This window comes from Variovorax sp. CF079 (assembly GCF_900101545.1).
In the GTDB taxonomy this organism is placed as follows: Bacteria; Pseudomonadota; Gammaproteobacteria; order Burkholderiales; family Burkholderiaceae_C; genus Variovorax.
Map to the genome: position 1 here is coordinate 120,617 of NZ_FMZU01000003.1, position 20,856 is coordinate 141,472.

Here is a 20,856-nt window from a genome sequence, read left to right on the forward strand (position 1 = left end):
AAGGGGAGATCTGCGAGCGGCCTTTCGATTGTGGCCTTTGTCCCAGCGCGTGTGACACGCTCCGCATGCAACAGCTTGTCGACCTCGGTCATTGACGCATCTGGCAGTGAGAAGGCCGCCCCATTCGCATCCGTCCACTTTGATCTGAACTCCAGATACCGCGCTCGCCGGCAAGACGCGCACGGCCTATGCCCAGCGGAGAACGCCGTGGCTTCATCGAGAAAGAACAGCTCGGAATACGAGTTTGGACCGAACACTTCGCGTTTGCGCCCGTCGTGCTCAAGCTCACACGTGACCCAGGCCTTACGATCCCATTGCCGTGTGAGCTGCCGAATCTCATCGTGAAGCCTCCCTCGATTTCCGAGCAAAGTGCCTCGTGCCGCCACCGCATGAATGTGGCCCCAGGGATCAACGCGATTTTCAAGAGGCATCTGTGTTCCTTGCGGTCAAGTACGACGAGCAAAGACGCGCGCCGGGAGACGCGAGCGCCCGCGGCGGGACGAACTTCATGCGGGGCCTTCGCGAGATGAGTGGGACAAGCGAGCGTCCCCGGGTTCCAACCGCTCGAGCAATCCGCTCGCGCGCTGGGTGGGATGCGCCAGCGCATCGGCCATCGCCGCCGTGCGTCCCGTCACCAGCGTGAATGCCTCCCGCGCCCGCGTGATGCCGGTGTAGACCAGTTCGCGCGTCAGCACCCGGCTGGGCTCGCGTGGCAGCACCAGCACCGTGTGCGCAAACTCCGAGCCTTGCGACTTGTGGACAGTCATGGCGAACGCCGTCTCGACATGCGCCAGCCGGCTCACGGCGACCGATCGCACGGTGTCGCCGTCGAGGAAGTAGGCGCGCAGCGGGGCGCCCCTGGCCGGCGGCTTCAGCGTGATGCCGATGTCGCCGTTGAAGACGCCCAGGCCGGCGTCGTTGCGGGTGACGATGACGGGGCGGCCTTCGTACCACTCGCCTGCTTTCGTCAGACGGCCCTCCGCCACCAGCGCCCGTTCGATCGCCAGGTTCAGGCCGATGGCACCCCACTCGCCTTCGCGCACCGCACACAGCACCCGGAAGCGCTCGAACGCACGCAGCACCGCGTGCGTCCAACTGGCGTGGGCAGGCGCATCGTCCCCACGTGGCCGTGCCTGCAGCGCCGCCACATAGCCGCCGTAGCCGCCATACACACCGGCCGCCCCTGCGGCATCCGCCGCGCCCACGACGGCGCCGCGCCCCTCCAGCGCCAGCTGCACGGCAGCCGAAGCAGATTCGGCGTCGAGCCACACCACCGCGGGGCTGCCGTTGTCGCGCAGCAGGGTCGCCGCGGCAGCCGAGTCACCGCGATTGGCAGCCAGTGCGAGTTGGCCGATGGCCCCGCCGAAGCGCTTGCTGGCACGCAGCATGACCGTCTGCTGCGCCAGCGGCGCACCGTCGCCCAGGAAAGCCGTGGGGATGCACTGGCCGGAGGCCGCTTCCACATAAGCGGCCGTGGAAGGCCGATAGCGTCCCTGCTGCGCATGGCGGCACAGGTCGCCCAGCACAGCGCCCGCCTCCACCGAGGCCAGCTGGTCCTTGTCGCCCAGGAAGATCACGCGCGCTTGCGACGGCAGTGCCTCCAGCAGCGCGGCCATCATTTCCAGGTGGATCATCGAAGCCTCGTCCACGATCACGACGTCGACTTCCAGCGGGTGCGCCGCGTCGAAGCCAAACGCGCGAGTGTCGGGCCGCGCCCCGAGCAGCGAGTGCAGCGTCCGGGCGGCGCCGATGTGGGCGGCGAGGGCCCCCAGCGGCAAGCTGTCGCCCAGGCGGTCCTGCAGTTCGGCCAGCGAGGTCTCGATCGACTGCTTGAGCCGCGCGGCCGCCTTGCCGGTCGGCGCGGCCAGCGCCACGCGCATCCGCTCCGGCGCCGGGTCCACTGCGTACAGCAGCGCCAGCAGGCGGGCGGCCGTGTAGGTCTTGCCGGTGCCCGGACCGCCGGTCAGGATCGACAGCTTGCTGCGCAGCGCCACGGCGCAGGCTGTTTTCTGCCAGTCAATGGCCTCTTCGCCGCTCGCCGGCGCAGTGACGTCGGCGGGGAACAGGCGGTCCAGCCACGTGCGCACCGCCACGGCGTTCACTGGCAGCACGGTCCTGCTGCGCGCATCGACCTGTGCCGCCACGCGTCGCTCATCGTCCCAGTAACGCCGCAGGTACAGCGTGTGCCCGCGCAGCATCAGCGGCGGATGACCGTCGACCGTTGCCGACCCCCGGGCGCCATCATCGGCCCCGACCAGCGGGCAGGCCCGGAACGCCTCGATCCAGGCGTCGGCGTCGCCCGGCAATGTATCCAGCACCGCGCGCAAGGCCGCCGCGGGCTCGGCCGGCCAGCCCAGAATATCCTGCGGATCGCGCAGGAGCTCGTCCAGCCGGAGGCACGAGTGCCCACGCCCCTCCATGTGTACCAGTAGGGCAGCGGCCAGCACCAGCGCGTCCGGGACGTCCGGCGACAGATCGACCAGGAAACGCGCGAAAGCGATGTCAAGCCGTCGCAGCCAGCCCTGCTCTCGCCAAGACGCCATGAGCGCGAGCAGAGGTCGCGAGGACATGGGCAGTAGCTTGGCAACGGCAACGTCGGCCGATGCCAGCGAATCGGAAGGCAGGGTGGCACTCACGGCGCGACCTCCTCGGGTTCTTGTTGCAGGAGTCGGTCCAGCCCGTCGAGCACCTCCAGGGAGGGCGGGACGTGGTAGCAGCCGTGCGTTGCGCTGTGAACCCCGCGCAGGAAGAAGAAGACGGCGCCACCCAGGTGCTGCATCGGGTCGTAGCCTGCACCCAGGCGAGCGCGCAGCAACCGGTGCAGTGCCAGGAGGTAGACGGCCGCCTGCACGTCGTAGCGATGCGCGGCCATGGCGCCTTCCAGCGCCTCGGGCGTGTAGTCGGCGTCGCGTTCGCCCAGATGGTTCGACTTGTAGTCCAGCACCCAGTAGCGGCCGCCGTGCGCGAACACCACATCGGCAAAACCCATCAGCATGCCCCTGAGTTCGCGCTCAGGCAGGACCGGACGCGCGCACCCTGCGAGCAGGTGATCGCGACACAGGGTGTCGATGGCCGATGCGGACAACCCGTCGACCGGGAACCAGAACTCCATTTCGGGCAGGACAGCGCGAACGCTCTCGAGATCGGCGCCCACCGGCGGCAGCGGGGTACGCAGCACCTCGCCCAACCATTCACGCACGTCGGCCCTCCGCTCGCCCCAGCCTTGACGCTCGCAACGGCGCTGCAGCTGTTCCGCGCGATCGGGGGACTGGTTCAGGTCGAAGCCCTCGCTGGCCAGCCACTCCAGCTGGTCGTGCAGGAAGTTGCCCGGCAGCGCTCCGCGTGGAAAGCGATGCCAGGGCTGGCCACCGTCGGACACCACAGTGGCACCGGACAGCGAAGCGGCATTCCCGGGCACCGCCGCGTGGGCGGCGGCAGGTGCCGCTTCGTCCATGCTCGCCAGGTTCACGTGCTCGTCATCGCGCACCGCTGCGACGCTGGCCGCGGCCGCTCCCGTCGACGGCAGGTCCCGAACCAAGGCGGAGAAGCTGCCGATGGTCCAGTGACGCTCGAAAGTCGCCATGTAGGGCTCCAGGTCACGCAGCGCCGGCGCGGCCTCCCGTGGCTGCAAGGGTGTGCGGGCCAGCGCCTCGAGCGGCTGCGCATCGACCAGCACGATGTCGGGGCAGCCCGCGATCAACTTCTCGATCTGAGTCTTCAGCGCGTCCTGGTGCAGGTCCCCATGGCCGTGGACGACATACCCGATGGCGCTGCGCGTGAACGTGCAGCGATCGCTGTTGCCGGACTTCAGGGCTGCGAGTCCCACCCACACGGCGTGACGCGCGCGCGTCAGTGCGACGTACAACAGCCGCAGGTCCTCCCGGTGCCGCTCCTTGTCGGCTGCATCGATGTGCGCCTCACTCAGGTGCAGGTGGAGGGTGCGCTGCCCATCAGTGCCGGCGAGGTTGATCATCCGGGTGGTCTTGCGCTCGACCGGCCGGAAGCCACTCGCGAAGGGCAGGAACACGAGCGGATACTCGAGCCCCTTGGACGCATGCACCGTGACCACCTTGACCAGGTCCGCATCGCTTTCCAGGCGCACGATCTGGTCGTCGTTGCGCGTCGGCTCGCCCTGCGTCTGCTCGGCCAGCCAGCGCACCAGCGCCTGCTCGCCGTCGAGCTGGCCGCTTGCCGCCTGCAGCAGTTCCGCCAGGTGCATGAAGTTGGTCAGCCTGCGTTCGCCGTCATGGCCGCCATCCATGCCCACCTCCTGGCTGCCACCGGCCGGGAGAGTGCCGAGCCAGCGTGCCGGCAGGTCCAGCAAATGCAGGGTCTGCCGCAGCATCGTGAGCACGCCCTGCTGCTGCCAGACGACATGCAGCTGGCGCAGCTGTTCGCTGCGCTCGTCGAACGCCTCGTCGTCGTCAGCCAGGCGCATCAGTTCGGCGATGGTCAGCCCGACGCTGCGCGTGGCCAAAGCCGCGCGCGCCAGGCGAATGTCCAGGGGTGAGGCCACCGCCCGCAGCCAGTGCAGCAGGTCCTGCGCCTCCGCGCTCGCAAAGACCGACTGCTGGTCCGAGAGGTACACCGAGGCCACGCGGCGGCGGCGCAGTTCGCGCTGGACCGCGGCGGCCTCCGTGCCGGTGCGCACCAGCACCGCGATGTCCGCGGGCCGCAGTCGCGCGAAGTCGCTCCCCTTCTCCTCAAAGCCCGCCGTCGGGTCGTTCAGCAGGCCGGCAATGCGCTCCGCGCAGCGCGCCGCGAAGGCACGCCGGCTTGCGGCGCCCCGGCTCAAGCTGGCATCGAGCGCAAGCGTGACCGCCGGCACAGCGCCATCCGCGCTGACCAGGCGCTCGGCTCGTCCGCGCGCTGCTACCGGCAGAAACGGCAACGGGTTCTCGGTGGGTACCCCTTCCGCCGCAGGCGCACTGCGGTACATGAAGGCGCCCTCGCCGTCCCGGCCTTCGGGATGGTCCAGCAGATGATTCACCGCCGCCACGACCGACGCCGTGGAGCGATGGTTGGTGCCCAGCATGTAGTGCTGCCCGGTCGTCGCGCGGCGCGCCGTCAGGTAGCTGTGGATGTCCGCACCCCGGAACCCGTAGATCGACTGCTTCGGGTCGCCGATCAGCAGCAGCGCGGTCTGGCGGTCGTTCGCAGCGATGCGATACAGCCGGTCAAAGATGCGGGCCTGCACCGGGGACGTGTCCTGGAACTCGTCGACAAGCGCCACCGGATACTGCGCCAGGATGCGTGCGCGCAAGCGCTCGGCCGCCTCCGCGTTGCTGGCGGGATCAAGCGCCGCGTCCAGCCGCAACAGCATGTCGGCGAAGCCGAAGGTGCTGGCTTGCTGTTTGAGGGCGGCTAGGCGGGCCGCGATGTGGAACGCTGCGTGAAGGCGGATCGGCGTGGCGACCGGTTGCAGTTCGGTCAATGCATGCATGAGCGCTTCGAACTCGGCGAAGCAGGCGGGCGGATCGACGTTGCAGCCCGGCTTGCATGCTTCGCGCAGGCCGTCGGGCGTGAAGCGGGTCTCCCCCGTCTTGACGTCGGGCCGCTCCAGCAACGGTTCGCGGGCCCATTGCGCGAGCGCGTCCAGCCAGCGCGGGTAGTGGGCCTTGCTCATGCGACGCCCATCGAATGGACATGACTTCGACGCCATCTGCCCATCGATCCAGGTCTGCATGGCCTGCGCACGTTCGACCCAACCGGCCTTGAGGCTCGCGAGTTCCGCGGCCTGCTCAGTCAAAGTTCGCTCGATGCATTCAGCCAGCGTGCCCGCACCGCACCCCGGGGGCAGCACCTGCTCCTTGAGCGCCCGCGCGTCCTTGTTCAGCTCGTCGACGGATTTCCAGACGGCCAGGGCCTCGTCCAGCACCGCACCGGTCAGCGGATAGATCTGCTGGCGCCAATAGTCCTGCGAAGCTTCGCCCAGCATGACCATTTCGTTGCTGGTGAGGGTCTCGTCGAACAGGCAGCCGCTGTCGAAGGCATGTTCGCGCAGCATGCGCTGGCACCAGGCATCGATGGTGTGGACGGCCGCGTCGTCCATGCTTTCTGCGGCCATGGCCAGCCGCCACGCCGCATGCTTGCGAGCTGGGCCCGGCGCGTAGCCGGCCAGGAGCTCGGCCATCAAGGGGTCGCCGTCTGCCGAGGCTTCGCCCCGGAAGCAGCGCGCCGCCTCCAGCAGCCGAGCGCGGATCCGGTCGGACAGTTCGCGCGTGGCGGCCCGCGTGAAGGTCATCACCAGGATCTCGGACGGGATCAGCGGTCGGCCGAAGCTCTTATCGGGGTCCGAAGCGCCGTGCCCCAGCACCAAGCGCACGTAGAGCGCTGCAATGGTCCAGGTCTTGCCGGTGCCGGCACTGGCTTCGATCAGGCGGCTGCCCCACAAGGGAAGCGTCAACGGGTCGAGGGTGTGGCTCATGGGGTTGCGACCTCGCGGCGGGTTTCAGCGGCCAGGTGCGATTCGACGCTCACGTGGGCCGCGATCCAGTGCAGGACCGGGCCATAGAGTTGCTCGGCCCAGACTTCGAACTGGCCATCAGCCGTCAGGGCCTCGTAGTCGGGGTACTCGCGCGCCAGGCACGCTTCCTCGCCCTCGGCCCGCATGAAGTCGCCGTTGCCTTCGTAGATCGGGGCTGCGTCCTTCTCCTTGAGCCACGCCAGGGCGGTGCGGCAGGCAACTGGGAGCGGCCGGGTCATGCCCTCGCGCCAGCCTGCCAGCAAGGCGGCGAGCGTCGTGCGTGCGGCATCCGGCTCCATGGGCGTGATGCTCACGCTCGCGTCACGTCCGACCAACACGCCATGTGCCGCAATGCCGCAGGCGCCGGCCACGAGGCTGCGCACCCATGCCCCGATCAGTTGTTCGGGACGCAGCTCGGGTGTCTTGGCGGTGGTTTGCAGGCGCGACGGCATGAGTAACAACCAGGTGCGCCCGTCCGCATCCGGCGATGCACGGCGCAGGCCGTCCAGCCAATCGTCGATCGTCACCGCGTCCTCGGTGAGGCGCAGGGGCGCCTTCGCCGCTGGCTCGGGATGCTCGGCCAGCACGGCGTGCCACTGGGCGAGCATCGGCAGGGCCGCCTCGGCCAGCTCCTGCTCAACGCGGCGCCCGATCTCGGCCATGGGCAGTTGGCCGGCACGCTGGATGCGGCCCATGAGTTCATTGATTCGCCCATTGAGCGTGGCGGGTTCGTCCGGCGTCGGCGCCGAGGGCGCTCCGAGTTCGGCCACGATCTGCGCCAGCAGCCCGTACTCTTCCAGGCCATCGAGCCCGAAGCTTTCGTCGTCCTCGCACGCCTGATCCTCGTCCGCGAACACCACGCCGAGCCGCTGCCGGAAGAAGTGCTTGACCGGGTTCTTCAGGAAGCTGGTCAGCATGGCCAAGGTCAATCGCGGCGTGGCGGGTGCGTCCACCGCTGTCGTCGGCGGCGCCACTGCGTCGGTCGAGGCATCGGCCGCGTGGGCAGCGCGCCATTCACGGGCGAAGGTGAACAACCCATCGTCCTTGGTGGGATCGGACAACGCCGGCGCCTCGAAGTAGCGGCGACTGAAAGGCTGCAACGGATGCTCGGTGGTGCGTACGGCCGCGGCGTCTCCGCGCCAGTTGGCCTGCAGGAAATCGCGCAGTTGAGACACCAGCACGGAAGGAGGCTGCGCGCTGTTGTCGCGGACACTGCGCCCGACCCAGCTCACGTAGAAGACCTGCCGCGCCGACAACAGTGCCTCCAGCATCAGCTGGCGGTCGTCGTCCCGCCGCGAGCGGTCGCCAGGCCGGCGCTGGCCCGGCAGGCCCATCAGGTCGAAATCGCTGCGCGCGCTGCTTCGCGGGTAGTCGCCGTCGTTCATGCCGAGCAGGCACACCACCTCGAACGGCACTGCGCGCATGGGCATCAGCGTGCAGAAGGTGACCCCACCGGCGCGGAAGCGCCGATGGAGATTCGGTGCGTCGATACCCGTCAGCCAGGCTTCGCGCGCCACGGCCAGGGGCACGCACTGGTCGAAGCCGGCGGTGTCGCAGGCTGCGAGCCAGTCGCGCAAGGCGTCGTGGGCCGCAGCCAGCGTGAGCCGCTCGCGTTCGTTGGTGGGCGTGAAGAAGGCATCGAGCAGCGCCCGCACGCGCGTGGCCCATTGGACCGGCGTGGCCTCGGTTGCGGCCACCTGCCACCACTGCACCAGTGCGCCGAGCACGTCGGCCAGCGATCCAGCCAGCGATGCCTCGAGTCCGCCGACCTCCGCATACGGTTCGATCCCCTGAAACGCCCGGGCGCCGGGCCCGCCGGCGAAGCCGAGCAGCATGCGCCGCAGCCCGAACATCCAGCTGTTCTGCTCGCCGCAGGCGGCCAAGTCGAGTTCGTTGCGGTGCGCCAGATCCAGGCCCCAGCGAATACCGGCCCCCTCCATCCACTGCGCCAGCCGCGGCAGGTCGGCACTGTCCAGGTCGAAGCGCTTGGCGACAGCGGGCACGTCCAGCAGGTCTCGCACCTCGCTCGCGCGGCAGCGCTGCTGCGGCAGGCGCAGCAGCCACTCCAACGCCACCAGCACCGGATTGTTCCCGCGCTCCTGCAGGTCGGCGATATCGAAGGGAATGAAGCGCGGATCGCCGCGGCGGTACTGGCCGAACACCGAACGGATGGCGGGCGCAAAAGCGGCGATGTCCGGCACCATGACCACGATATCGCGCGGCTGCAAAGGCTGGGCCCCCGCGCCGCGGGCTGGCGCGGCGAGCAACGCCAGCAACTGGTCATGCAGGATTTCCACTTCGCGCTGCGGGCTGTGAGCCACGTGAAAAACGATCGACCGGTCGTCAGCAGGGATGGCCGCGCGGGGTGGATCCTGCAAGGGTTCCAGGTCCCGGATGCCAGCCTGAACCTGCTGCAGGAGGGTCACGCCCGGCTGCGCGTCGAAGAGGTCGATCTTGAGCCCGGCAAGGCGCTGCCGCGTGGCCTGCGCATCGTCGAAGGCATCCAGTTGCCGCACGAAGTCGCGCCCCTGTCGCCCCCACGCGGCCAGCAATGGATGGCCATGGGCGTGCATCTCCTCCATCGGGACGGTGGCGAGGTCTCGGCCGTTGCGCAGTGGCTGCCGGCGCCGCTCCATCTGAAGCAGTTCCCGGCCCTCGATGATGTCGGCCCAGTGGTATTGGCTCGGATTGGGAATGGCCAGCACCACCTGCGAATGCGCGGCGAGCGCCGAAAGGGCTTCGAGCGTCTGCATCGGAACGTGGGTCATTCCGAACAAGACCACGCGTCGCGCCACGGGGGTTGCCTGGCCTTGAGGGGTCTGCAGCGCGGCCACAAAGCGGCCGTGCAAGCGGGATCGAATGGCGCCGCGCTCTCCGTCGTCCAGGGTGGCGAGCAGCTCGCGCCACAAGGCGGCCTGCCACAACTGGTCGGTCGCCAGCGGCCGTGACCTGGTTGCATTGCCGGCCATGGCACGCGGCAGGATGTCTTCCCCAGCCTCCCACGCCGCCAGCCAGTCGCTGCGATAGACCTGGTATTGGTCGTACAGGTCGGCGAGGCGCTCGGCCAGCTGGAGCCGGCGTGCCACGGAACCATCGGCCAGGAAACGCGCGAGCGGCTCGAAGCCTGGACGCGGAAGGACCGCGGGCAGCAGTTCCATCAGCCGCCAGGTCATCGACAGCTTGTCGAGCACCGATTGCGCCGGCACGGCATCGCGGCCCAGCACCTGGCGGTACGCGCGCCACAGGAAACGGCCCGGCAGTTCGACGCGGGCCGCGGCACACACCCCGCTGTGCGCGGCCAGCGTCATCTTCAGCCATTCGGCAACGCCATTGCTCTGGACGAGGAACACCTCCTCCTCCAGCGGGTTCAGTGGCTGGCGGGCGATCCACTGGAAGACAGCGTCTGCCAACCATTCGGTGCGGTTGCTGTGCAGGACCAACAGGCCCGGTTCGATGCGATGCGTCATGCGTGCGTGCTCCAGGCCTCGGGGCCAGACTCCTCGCCAGCGTTGAAGGAAGAAAAAGGCGCGGGTGGCACTGCTCAGCCCACTTCCAAGGTCTGTGGCTCTCCACGAGCGCCATGGCCGGGCTGCTGCGGCACCAGGACAGCGGGCACCTTCAGGCCGTCCGCCAGCGTTCTCACCGCCACCCCCATGTCGCGCCATTTCTCCGGATGGCAGGTGAAGAGCAGCACCTGGTGCCGCTGCGCCGCATCGAAGAGCACGCGCTTCATTTGCGCGAGACGGTCGGCGTCGCTGTGGACCAGCGTGTCATCCAGGATCAGCAGCGTCGGACGGCCGGCCTGCCGCAGCAGATCGGCATAGGCGAAGCGGCTGATCACCCCCAGCTGCTCGCGGGCACCGAAGCTGAGGTCCTGCACCTGCCCCGCCTCGATCGCCCCGCTGGCGAGGGTCCGGGCGATCGTTCCGGGCGCGAGGCCCGCGTCCATCTGCACCGTGGCGCCCGGCATCAGCAACGGCAGGTAGTGATGGAGACGATCGCTCAGAGGGGCCTGCAGGCGGGCGAGCGTGGCCTCGCGCTTCTCGTCGATCTTGCGGCACAGCAGGTCCAGCGCAGCGGCGCGGCGCTGCAATTCGGCATGGCGGCGCTCGGCCTGCCCGAGCTTGCCGGCGAGCGCTTCGCGCTGCTCCTCCAGGCCCTGGGCACCGGCCTGCTGCAGGGTGTTCTCGAGCAGCAGGATCTGCTCTCGGCGCTGCTGGTGGCCGCGCGACAACTGGTCGATGCTGCGCCGCAGGCGATCGATGTCCTGGGCCAGGATGTCCGGTCGGGCTTCGCGTACCAGCTCGGCGGCCACGGCCATACGCGCCGCCAGCGCCTGGTGCTCGGCGCCATTGGCCAGCAGCTGCTGCTGCGCATGGGCCTGCCGCTGCGCCCGCGTCGGGTCGGACAGAGCGGCCTGGGCCGCTGCGTGCTCACGCAGGGCGGCTTGGTGCAGGCCCTGCGCGCCGGCTTGCAGGCTCTGTGCGTGCGCCATCGCGGCGGCGGCCGCCTGCTCGGCGGCTTGGGCGGCTTCGTGTTCGAGCTCGGCCTGCTCGAGCAGGAGTGCGGGTTGCGCCGCCGGTTCGGGCAGACGGGCCAGCGCCTCTTGCGCGGTGCGAATCCGTGCCTGATTGGTACTGACTGCGCTGCGCAGCGGCTCCAGGCCGTCGGGCGCGACGATCGCCAGCGCCTGTTGCGCCAGCTGGATCTGTGCATCGCGGTCGCTCACCGCCGTAAGACGCGCCTGCGCTTCGACCAGGTCCGACACGCCAAGGGCTTGCAGCGCGGCCTGCAAGGCCTGCTGCGCCTCGTGATGGGTGCGGGCCAACCGAGACAGGTCTTCGCCGCCCGGGGTGATGACCAGTTCGCCGCCGCTGGGCAACTTGAGCGTCGCCGGCGCGTCCAGCAGGCGCTCCCCCTGCGCCTGCAGGCGGTGGAACTCGCCTTGCGTTTGCAAATCCAGGCTCTGGCCCTCGGGCAGCGTGAATTGCAGCCGCGTCGCGACGGCCTGGCGGCGAAGATCGGCGTCGCGCTCGGCCCGCTCGAGTTTGACCAACTGCTCGACCTGCGCCTTGGTCATGGTGGGTGCAGCGGCAGCACTGTCGCGCAAGGCGAACAGCCGCTGCTGGGCTTCCTCGGCGCGCTGCATGTTCTGCGCACACTGCGTGGCCTCCGCCCGGGCCTGTTCCAGCTGCTGTTCGAGGGCGCGGCGGGTGGCCTCCTGCCGCGCCGACGCCAGGGCCTCGCGCGCCCCCTGCGCACGGCGGCTCGCCGCCTCGGACTGCGCACGTGCACTCGCGACGGCCGAGTCGGCTGCCTGCAGCTGTTGCACGGCGCGGGCGAGTTCCTGTTCGCGCTTCTTCGCCTGCGCCTGCTGGCCCTCCAAGGTTTCGAGTTCCTTGATCAGCAGCGCACGGGTCTCCTCCAACTGACCCAGTCGGACCTGATCGGCCTGAAGTTGATCCTGCGTCGTGCGCAAGGACGACTGCCGTTGTTCGGCACTCTCCAAATCGCGGCGCAGTCCTTCCCAAGGCTTCGCGGCCTCATCCACTGCGTGCTGGTGGCGAAGGACGCTCAGCTGATCCACCTGATCGCGATAGGTGGCGATCTGCCCGTCCATCTCTTCGAGCTGCCCGCGCAGCTCGGCCATTGCCTCAGCAGCCTCGGCATGGACGCCGCGCGGCCTGCCGGTACTGGTCAACAACTCGCCACGCTGACCCCGCAACAGTTCGAGCAGCTCGTCGCCGCCTGTGGCCGCCAGCGCGCTGGCCGATGCACCCGCCTGCCCCTGCAGTGCCGCATTCAGGTGGTCGCGCGCGTGGCTCACGTCCAGATCCTGGCCCGCGCCCTGCTCCACCCACAGCAAGCCCGGAATGCCCCAATGCTCCGGCTTGCTCGCGCCCTTGCCGGCGAAGGCAAAACCGAAGAGTTGCGCGAGGTGTTCCTCGGCATCGGTGCTGTCGAGCGTGCGCGCGCCGATCTGCAGCGTGCACCGCTTCTTGCCCAGGAAGCTCTTGACCAGACGATGCGCCTCGCCGTCGAGCGTGAAATCCAACTCGATCTGCGGCGCTGCGCTGCTGCCTTCGCCCCAAGGACGCAGGTCATCCACCGCCGTGGAGCGGTGGCGCTCGAAGAAGGCGGCCCGGATCGCGCGCACCAGCGTGCTCTTGCCAGCCTCGTTCGGGCCGGCAAGGATGTTGAGGCCGGGCTCGAAGGCCGTGAGCTCAAGGGGTTGACGAAAGCGCCGGAGCTGCTCCACGCGCAACCGGGTGATCTGGAATCCCCCGCTCATACGGCCTCCATGGAAACGCCGACCACGGGGACGCGTTGTGCCATCGCAGCTGTCAGCAGGGCCAGTGCATCCTGCGCGGTCCGCGCCTGCACCGGGTCGGTTCCGCCTTGCAACTCGCGCAGCTCAACGATCAGCTCCCCCAGGTAGCCATCCGCATGGAGGCTCGCGATGTCCTCGTCCGTCGGCACCAGCCGCAGGTCCGTCAGATCCGCCTGCAAATGGCGCGCCCGCGCGCTCGCGCGGCCGATGGCCGCCCGCACGCGCTGCAGGCCCGCGAGGTCGGTCTGACCCTGCAGCCGCAGGTCCGCGACGTCCTGCGGCCCCAGCTGGTCGAGCCGGTCGGAAAGACCATCGACGTCGCTGGTCACCCGCAAGGCCACCGTCATGGCCTGCCAGCGATACTGCCCCACGGGCAGCGAAGTGACCTGCGGCTCAGACCCGGGCGCGGCAATCTCCACCAGCAAGGCATGGCCCGCGTCGTTGGCCTTGAAGCGATCCGGCTCCGGCGTGCCGGCATACCAGGTGCGCGCATCGATGCGCTTGCGGCCATGCCAGTCGCCCAGCGCCAGGTAGTCCAATCGTGCGCGCTGGGCCCGCTCAGGCGCGATGGGGTTCGTCGAGTCGATGTCCTCTGCCAGGACGCCTTGGACGCTGCCATGCGCCAGCCCGATGCGCAGCATGCCGGCGGGCGTCTGCGCCGCATCGAACCAGGCCGTCAGATCGCCATAGGTGTGCCGCTGCACCAGCGGCGCGGGCAACACCGCAAAGCCCTGGTCGGCGAAGATCCGCGGCTCGGGCGCCAGCAGCAGGTGAACATTGGCCGGGATCGCACCCCAGCGCGCGGCAGACGTCCACACGCTCTCAGCCAGGGCCGCATCGTGGTTGCCGGAGATCATCAGCCAAGGGCCGGTGTAGCCGCCCAGGGCATTGAAGAGGCGGCGCACGGTGCGCTCCGAGACGGTTTGCGCGTCGAACACATCGCCGGCCACGAGAACCGCGTCCGCCTCGTGTTGGGTCGCGAGCGCGGCCAGGCGCTCCACGGCGGCAATGCGGGCCTCCGCAAGGATGGGGGCGTGCTCGGGATCGAAGGTGGCGAACTGGCGGCCAATCTGCCAGTCGGCGGTATGGAGAAAGCGAGGCATGGGGAAAAAAGGAAAAGGGTGAATGAGCTTGTGTGGCACTCGCCACGCGCGGTGTGCCCCGCCTACAGCGGCGGCCAGATGCGAGACGGTGCGACGGCTATGAACGAGCATGAGGTCGCCACACGCTCAAATTGCGAGCCGAGAGGCGCACTCGCCGGGCATCGATGGACCCCCAGGCAGGCAGTCGATGGGGTGCCCACCCCGTCATTCGCCTGATCTCCGTTCCTCGCTCCCATTGCATATTCGCTCCTTGTTGCCGTTCGAGACTTAAATCTAACGACTTACTAGCTCAAATAACGAGCTACCCGGCATCCTTCTGTGCGGAGAGCATTTCCCAGGCGTTCCGGGTCCGGCTTCGAACGATCTCCGCGACCTTTCCCGTGTCCGAAACGATCGAAACCTCGCCTGCGTGACGCAAGATGTCCATGGCCAGCTCGGTCGGATCCGAATAGGGAATGGCCAGCTGGTAGCGACCATCGGCGTGCAGCTGCCCTTTCTGGTTCGGATGCCACTCCTCATGCCTGACCCACCGCGCAGCCTGGGGACTGAACATCAGCGTGACCCAGTCGACCCGGTCGCCTGCGTAGATGCCGTACCCGCCGTCCATTTCGGACTCGACCTGCTTCACCGGCACGTCCTTGGCCCTGGATCCCGTGTCGGTCGCGTCCTCGATCGCATCCAGCGCGAACCGAAGCAAGCGCTCTCGTGAATGGCACCAGGCATCGAGATACCAGGTATGTCGATAGTGAATGAGGCGCTGGGGCGAAACATCACGTTGGCTGGCGACCCCTCGACCTCGCGTGAGATAGCGCAGATGAAGACGCCGGCGCTTCAGCAAGGCCTCCCCGATCAATTCAAATACGTGGGAAGGCACCGGCCGTCTTGCCAGGCCGATGATCTTGACCCGCTTCAGCAAGACCTTGATGTCGGAGTCCTTGCCGAGCATCTGATGAATACGGTCCAGCAGCGGCTGGAGATGTCGGCTGATCACACCGTCGGAACCGAGATCGCCGAGCAGTTGATTGATCATCAGCAGCGAAAACAGCTCTGGCTCACTGAACCAGAGGCCGGGGAGCTCGTGCCTTTGCCCGCGGTACTCCTTGCCGAACCGATAGCCGTTCAGCGAGCGGTCATACTCGATCGGTGCGCCCAGACGGTCCCGCAGGTAGTCGAGGTCGCGCTTCAGCGTGGCTGGCGAGACCTCCAACTCATCCAGCAGTGTCTGAAAACTCACGTGCCCGCGGTTACGGATCAGCATCTCGATCTTGTAGACGCGGGCAGTTTTTGTCATTCGCGGTTCCAGTCCCTCATCATCTGAGGGCCAGGAACTGTAGCTGCAACAACGAAGTTGCTCCGCTTCGTCCCGTGCAGATCCGGTATTTTTTTACGCATCCGATCGCCAATCGCGATCACACCTCAATCAGGCCTCGCCGCCGCCCACGCCAGAGGATGCGTGACGATTTACGAGCGGGATCCGACACAAGGGCCCACATGCGCCACGACGATCGGTGCCCGCACTGTCGCCCCGCGAGCTTCCGGCCAGCGCCGATGTAGCTCGGCCTACCACACGCGCCATCATGCAGTGGTCGTTCACGATGGTCAGCGATCCCTTGCGGAATCTCCATGGCGCGTGAATAACCACTTGTTGACTGCCCGGTTTGCGTTTGGCCTTTGTTAGGAACATGGGCACGCATAGGATGGTCGACATTTCGGAATCGAAGCCAATGGACTGGGACGCTAACAACCTCGCTCTCGAAATTGAACGAACCGAACTTTTGCGCCGCCACACCCAAGAGCGCCTGAAGCAGCTGAACGAGCTCTCAGAGATGCTTCGCGATCACCTCAGGCGCATCAACCGTACACGCGATGTTGAAAGGGCTCGAATGCAGAAACTGGCCGTGGCAGAGACATCCCCTCGAAATGCCTCAAATCAGTCAATGCTGAGTGCCGATCACATTTTGCGCCGCAAGCACCTCAAGCCCGCCACCGGGCTGTCACCTTCCACAATCTACAGGCTGATTGCCAGCGGCGAGTTCCCGCCGCCCGTGAAGCTTGGGATCAAGGCCGTGGGCTGGCTCAAGAGCGACGTCGACGCCTGGCTGGCGGGACGCCAGGCGCTCGTCTCTTGAAAGGTCAGAACTCGCTCGCCATTGCCACTACACAAGGAAGACGATTGCAGAGATCAAGGAATCGCGAGCCTCCCGCCTGCAGAGGAGCTGGAAGGGCGGCCTGAAACCGGTGGAGGGACTGGACCCGCCGAGATTGCCAAGACGCCTGCCCTGATCGACAAAAAAGTCCGGACGGCAGTGAGCCCTCCGGACGTAGATGGTCCCGCCGCCAGGAATCGAACCTGGATCTCAGCCTTCGGAGGGCCGAATTCTATCCATTGAAATACAGCGAGATGGGGTCCGGCCAGTGACCAGAGCATTCTATTATCGCTCATCTGGCCGCGCCCTTGCAGGGGCGCTTTGGCGGCCGTGGGCGCGCGATCCAACCCAGGTCGGCCCATGGGCGGGTACCTGGCGTCCCGACGAAGTCATCAGCACGGTGCACGTTTCGCCAACTGCTAACCAAACTTTCAGAGCGCTTGTTGATCTGATACTTCTGAGGAAAGTAGTGCATGTACAGGTGACCTTCATGCGATGCAGCGCTTCGATGCCTGGCCGGCCGCATGGCGCAATCGCTCTGGACATCACGAACGAATCACCTTGAATGCCGCGGGAGGGGGCATTCGATGCGCTTCTGACAACTAGGCCAGTCGGTCCACATCCTGCCTGAGATCGAACGACTCCTGTGACAAAACAACCATGAAGTGCTGTTGGAATGCGTGACAACTAGCCATTACCTTGCGCACACAACTTCCATACGATGGCGTCTCACGCGACCTCTTGCAAATGTCCGGAGCATTCTGAAATGCCATCTCGCAACGATCTAACAGTTTCCGATATAGCTAGCGCGCATGACGAGGTGCTGCCGTACATTGGCGACCAGCATTTGGTCTTCGCTCGGCTCCTCGACTCGATTTCCTACTGCCAGGGCCTCGGCTCGTCAGCGTGGTCACTCACCCTCCTGGATACCGGGTTTCGACTAAACGTCGGCCCCATCGAAGCCATGACCTGCACCTTCACGCAGTGGCGCGCAGAGGAGTTCAAAACTGAACAGGACATTACGTTCGTCACGCTGCGTCTCTTGTTGGCGGGCGCCGACTGCTTGGAACGGATTTCGTCAACTGAGGAGCATGGTGAAATTTCGGAGATGGACTACCGCTCGGTTGGGGAGAAATGCTGGTGCTATAGCGGTGTCTTTCACCCCGCCACCAATGAGATGACCGACCCCAGCCGCCTTGTCGTCGAAGGGCACTTGGCGCAGATGCGTGACAACCATTACAGATTCCTAAAGCTAGCCTGCCACACTTCGACCGGCAAACTCAGACAACGATCAAACTTTGCACAGCATCATTGCGAGGCTCTTTTTGCTTACGCGCAGCGCGTGGGCAAGGGTGATCAGCTATGAAGGTCATCAAAACCTATGATCAACTCGAAGAGCTAGGGCGAACTCGGCTCTCGCCGAACTTCTACATGCGTGATTTCTTGTACAGTGAGATTGCTGCGTGGCACGGATTGCGAAACGTGCCCGACCACCCGGAGGTCGCGATTGAAGTTGGTCGCCAGCTTTGCAGCCAGTTGCTTGAGCCTTTGCAGGCTACCTTCGGGCGCCTCGAGATCCGCTCTACGTATCGATCGCCGACAGTCAACGACTTCGGAAACAAGAACAAACTAAATTGCGCGAACAACGAATCGAACTATGCGGGGCACATTTGGGACTATCCCGATGCCAATGGCAAACGTGGTGCCACAGCATGCATCGTAATCCCTTGGCTGGTCGATCACATCGAAAGCGGTGGCAAGTGGACGGACATGGCCTGTTGGATTCATGACCATCTTCCTTACAGTTCCCTCTGTTTTTTTCCCAAGCTCGCGGCGTTCATCATCAGCTGGCATGAGACGCAGGCCCGGCGCATTGATAGCTTTGCGACTCCGAAGGGCTGCTTGACGCGACTTGGCATGTCGAACCATGGGGGTCGCACAAAGACAAGTACGTTGGGTTCCCGCTGCCGAAGATCGAGTGCAACACAGTGGGCAGCTTTCTCGGCCCTAGACCACGCGACCACAGATCGAGTGAGTCACGAAAAGCGGACCTAGCGCCGAAAGAGGGTCCTAGTTCAGAGGACCTCCGCTACTCGACCGAATTGTGATGCAGTCCAAAAAATCCTGTCAGAGCCCAACCGCTCAAGAAGCCGAAATCTCGGCACTGAAGCTCCGTGTGCTGCAGTTGGAAAAAGAGGTCGAGTTTCTTCGCTATCACCCAACACTTGCCCAAGGTCTAAAAGGCGAACGGTTCATCTGCCAAATCACTGAAGGTATAGCTACGTCTTTGAACGCAAGGTTTGATGTGAAGAGCAAGGGGGGGCTGAAGCTAGAGGTGAAGTTCAGCAAGCTGCATTCACCGGAAAAATCGGCCCTCGATACGAAGCGCTGGTCTTGGAGTAAGCCAATGGGGTGGCTCGACAAAGGTAAGGACTACGATTTTTTACTGCTTGTGGGAGATAAGGACTACCGCTTCGAAGACCAATATGTTGATGATTCACCATACGTAGTCTTCTTAATCCCGTCGGCTCGAGTTCATCAAACTATCGTGTCGGGCAAAACTATTGGTGCAAATATTAATCTCACGACAAATTTTTCAAGCGTCCGATCAGTTCCAAGCTTACGAGTGATCGACCACATGGTTGGATTTTCCCTTGTTGCCGAATTACTTGAAAAGGCGGTGCCTCGTTCGGTCCCAGACTCCTCCCGCTAATTGCGCGGCTTGGGACCGTCATTTAAGCTCTCGTTGCATCGGAATCAGGGTAAGCGATCATTAAGGAAGGTCTGCAGAACGCGCATCGCGACTGCCATTGATCGAACATGAAGCGCAGACACGCCACCCTGAGCGTTGATTCGCGCTCCGAAGGTTGCTGGGCGAGGCGGCTTGAGGCCGCTTCTCGCGCATTGGCTGCGCAGCGGACGCACTCATCCCTGGGGTACAGCGGCACGTCGTGCAGCGCCTCTTCCACCGCCGGGTCGCTCAAGCCGAACCATTGCTGCAAGTAATGAATGCGCAGCATGGTCTCCACCGGCATCGGCGGCCGGCCCGTCTTCGCGCGCGGGCAGTGCGGCTCGACGATCTGCACCAGCGCGGCCCACGGCACCACGCGCTCCATCTCTTCGAGGAACTCGCGCTTGCGCGTCTTCTTCGTCGACAGGTTCAGGCCCAGTCCAAGTTGCTTCATGGCTTCACGTCATGCAAGGCGCGGGCCTGTTTTGCAGATGTTCCCTAACAGCGCGAGTTCTCTCGCGCCTGCCGAGCTGGGCCAAGACCAAACCAGCGAAATCGCGATCGCCGCGAGCAAGGTTGCGCCGATTCTCCGGTTGCACATCGATCTCATGAGCACCTCGCTGGGTGTGATCGAGGAGTGGACGGCCAGACGACAGCCATCTGGCGACGTCACAGCAAAGCGTCCGCCAGCGGAAATCATACGTCGAACCTCACGTGCCCACGAATTCTTTGTGCGGCGCGCCTTCCGGGGCGCGAATCAGATCGATAGCAAAGATCGGCTAGACAAATTGCGCGTGCCACGGCTCCCTTGCCTCCTTTGGGCTCAAACAGGCTGTCTTCGAGCCGCCCGCAGTCCTCACGCGTCTTTTCGAGCTCGTGCGTCAAATAAGGGTAGTTGGACCGGCAGGAGTTGCAGGCGCATCGGGCCAACAAAAAGGTGCTATTAGTACAGATGACTAGATGACCGCGCCGCCGCATGGTCAAGTCAAAGTCATGACGGGCGAGCCTGCTGACGACCGTACGGGTGGGCCTGCCGCCTCGTTCGCCAGCTCGGAGCGGGCTCCGCCCTCCTTCTTCTCCCTGGCTCTCGAGAGAGTCGCTGTCAATTCAGCAATTCAGCGTCAGTCATGAGCTCTCGCACCCTTGGGTGCCGTGATACGGTCGTGCGACATTGGATCCTCTACGATTCGTGTTGCATGCACCACCGAGGAGACGAGAAAGATGAGCGATCACCAGTTGAGAACCGTCAATGAGTCAGGCTTCCCACTACAGATTGCGGTTGAGCATCTGATTGCAACGCGGAAACCAGGTGGCTGGCAGATTCGCTATGTCGAGCATGCTTGGCGGAGCGCGGACGGTACGCAGAACGGATTCATTGATCTCGTCATTCAGAACCCTTGGGACACCGCGGTGATGGCCCTTGAGTGCAAGCGTGTGCGTGATGTTGATTGGATCTTCCTAACATCAAAAGGAACAGCAGCTCCTCGCCGACAGTGCAAAGCGTGGATCACACGCTGGACAACGGCTTCTAACTTCAAGTTCCTTGGATGGGAGGAACTACCGATCGACCCGTCCTCACCGCAGGCAAGCATGTGCGTTGTCAGAGGACAGGCTGCAAATAGCCCCCGCCCCCTCCTGGAGCGAATTGCTAGTGAGGTGGTGGCCTCCACCGAGGCGCTCGCGCGTCAGGAATTGGAGTACCGGCGGGGTGAGGCGAGCGAGAGTTTCCGCGCGTACTTTAATGTGATTGTCACCACGGCCAGGCTGGTCATAGGCGAGTTCGACCCCTCAAAGATAGCGTTGGCAGACGGCGAGCTCATTGGAGGCAAATTCACCGAGGTACCACACGTTCGCTTCCGCAAGCAACTTCTCGACTCAGTACGACCGCTCACGCCGGCCGACTACTCTGATCAGAACGTAGCGGCGAGCCGCGAGAGCACCGTTATCGTGGTAAATGCAGACCACTTAGCCGAATTTCTTGCTGACTTCGAAATGGACGCAAACGGCGCAAACCGCTTTTTCTAGCCAGTGAATCGTTGAAATTGCGTCCGCGTACCCGGATGATCTGAGTCAGTCGG

The 20,856-nt window shown here is 65.5% G+C and carries 11 protein-coding genes, 1 tRNA gene and 1 pseudogene; 5 read left to right on the plus strand and 8 right to left on the minus strand.

The features are described from left to right. Positions 1-506: 506 nt before the first annotated feature. The 6 genes from recD to BLS74_RS04965 all read right to left on the minus strand — a co-directional run bounded on the left by recD (position 507) and on the right by BLS74_RS04965 (position 15,191). Positions 507-2,636: an exodeoxyribonuclease V subunit alpha gene (gene recD / locus BLS74_RS04940; protein WP_212733627.1), complete on the minus strand. Its 2,130-nt coding sequence runs from the start codon at positions 2,634-2,636 to the stop codon at positions 507-509. After that, on the minus strand, positions 2,633-6,427 hold the full coding sequence (recB, locus tag BLS74_RS04945) for an exodeoxyribonuclease V subunit beta (RefSeq protein WP_093103436.1): 3,795 nt from the start codon (positions 6,425-6,427) through the stop codon (positions 2,633-2,635). The genes recD and recB overlap by 4 nt, the downstream gene beginning before the upstream one ends. Continuing rightward, entirely contained in the window at positions 6,424-9,933 is a 3,510-nt protein-coding gene (gene recC / locus BLS74_RS04950; RefSeq protein ID WP_093103437.1) for an exodeoxyribonuclease V subunit gamma, read from the minus strand. The genes recB and recC overlap by 4 nt, the downstream gene beginning before the upstream one ends. A 74-nt stretch (positions 9,934-10,007) precedes the next feature. Then, positions 10,008-12,758, minus strand: coding sequence for an AAA family ATPase (locus BLS74_RS04955; protein WP_093103439.1), 2,751 nt, complete (start codon positions 12,756-12,758; stop codon positions 10,008-10,010). Then, positions 12,755-13,900, minus strand: coding sequence for a metallophosphoesterase family protein (locus BLS74_RS04960; protein ID WP_093103440.1), 1,146 nt, complete (start codon positions 13,898-13,900; stop codon positions 12,755-12,757). The genes BLS74_RS04955 and BLS74_RS04960 overlap by 4 nt, the downstream gene beginning before the upstream one ends. Before the next feature lie 301 nt (positions 13,901-14,201). Then, positions 14,202-15,191, minus strand: a complete 990-nt coding sequence (locus tag BLS74_RS04965; protein WP_093103442.1) for a helix-turn-helix transcriptional regulator — start codon at positions 15,189-15,191, stop codon at positions 14,202-14,204. Positions 15,192-15,597: 406 nt separating this feature from the next. On the opposite strand from BLS74_RS04965, the gene BLS74_RS35005 reads away from it, so the two are divergent. After that, positions 15,598-16,029 carry a helix-turn-helix transcriptional regulator gene (locus tag BLS74_RS35005; RefSeq protein WP_244503759.1) on the plus strand — a complete coding sequence of 144 codons (432 nt, stop codon included), beginning with the start codon at positions 15,598-15,600 and terminating at the stop codon, positions 16,027-16,029. A gap of 197 nt (positions 16,030-16,226) precedes the next feature. Here BLS74_RS35005 and BLS74_RS04975 read toward each other — a convergent pair. After that, positions 16,227-16,301: transfer RNA gene (locus BLS74_RS04975), tRNA-Arg, on the minus strand. Between the two features lie 512 nt (positions 16,302-16,813). Between BLS74_RS04975 and BLS74_RS04980 the strand changes: the two genes are divergently transcribed. From BLS74_RS04980 to BLS74_RS33680, 3 genes are read left to right on the plus strand one after another with little or no spacing between them, the layout of a single operon-like run. After that, positions 16,814-17,413 carry a hypothetical protein gene (locus tag BLS74_RS04980; protein WP_093103446.1) on the plus strand — a complete coding sequence of 200 codons (600 nt, stop codon included), beginning with the start codon at positions 16,814-16,816 and terminating at the stop codon, positions 17,411-17,413. Next, a complete protein-coding gene (locus tag BLS74_RS04985; RefSeq protein WP_212733628.1) occupies positions 17,410-18,102 on the plus strand; it encodes a hypothetical protein in 693 nt (230 codons plus the stop codon). The genes BLS74_RS04980 and BLS74_RS04985 overlap by 4 nt, the downstream gene beginning before the upstream one ends. Before the next feature lie 52 nt (positions 18,103-18,154). Further along, positions 18,155-18,760, plus strand: coding sequence for a hypothetical protein (locus tag BLS74_RS33680; protein WP_139191628.1), 606 nt, complete (start codon positions 18,155-18,157; stop codon positions 18,758-18,760). A gap of 223 nt (positions 18,761-18,983) precedes the next feature. Here the strand turns inward: BLS74_RS33680 and BLS74_RS04990 are convergent. Then, positions 18,984-19,232, minus strand: a pseudogene (locus tag BLS74_RS04990) (transposase); the annotation flags it as partial. 767 nt (positions 19,233-19,999) lie between these two features. Between BLS74_RS04990 and BLS74_RS33685 the strand changes: the two are divergent. Continuing rightward, entirely contained in the window at positions 20,000-20,803 is an 804-nt protein-coding gene (locus BLS74_RS33685) for a hypothetical protein (RefSeq protein WP_139191629.1), read from the plus strand. Positions 20,804-20,856: the final 53 nt, after the last annotated feature.

Bases quoted from the DNA above. Each gene is read 5' to 3' on its own strand.
- recB (WP_093103436.1), bottom strand. From the start codon at position 6,427: ATGAGCCACACCCTCGACCCGTTGACGCTTCCCTTGTGGGGCAGCCGC.
- BLS74_RS04985 (WP_212733628.1), top strand. From the start codon at position 17,410: ATGAAGGTCATCAAAACCTATGATCAACTCGAAGAGCTAGGGCGAACT.
- BLS74_RS04955 (WP_093103439.1), bottom strand. From the start codon at position 12,758: ATGAGCGGGGGATTCCAGATCACCCGGTTGCGCGTGGAGCAGCTCCGG.
- BLS74_RS04960 (WP_093103440.1), bottom strand. From the start codon at position 13,900: ATGCCTCGCTTTCTCCATACCGCCGACTGGCAGATTGGCCGCCAGTTC.
- BLS74_RS04965 (WP_093103442.1), bottom strand. From the start codon at position 15,191: ATGACAAAAACTGCCCGCGTCTACAAGATCGAGATGCTGATCCGTAAC.
- recC (WP_093103437.1), bottom strand. From the start codon at position 9,933: ATGACGCATCGCATCGAACCGGGCCTGTTGGTCCTGCACAGCAACCGC.
- BLS74_RS35005 (WP_244503759.1), top strand. From the start codon at position 15,598: ATGGTCGACATTTCGGAATCGAAGCCAATGGACTGGGACGCTAACAAC.
- BLS74_RS33685 (WP_139191629.1), top strand. From the start codon at position 20,000: ATGAGCGATCACCAGTTGAGAACCGTCAATGAGTCAGGCTTCCCACTA.
- BLS74_RS04980 (WP_093103446.1), top strand. From the start codon at position 16,814: ATGCCATCTCGCAACGATCTAACAGTTTCCGATATAGCTAGCGCGCAT.
- BLS74_RS33680 (WP_139191628.1), top strand. From the start codon at position 18,155: ATGCAGTCCAAAAAATCCTGTCAGAGCCCAACCGCTCAAGAAGCCGAA.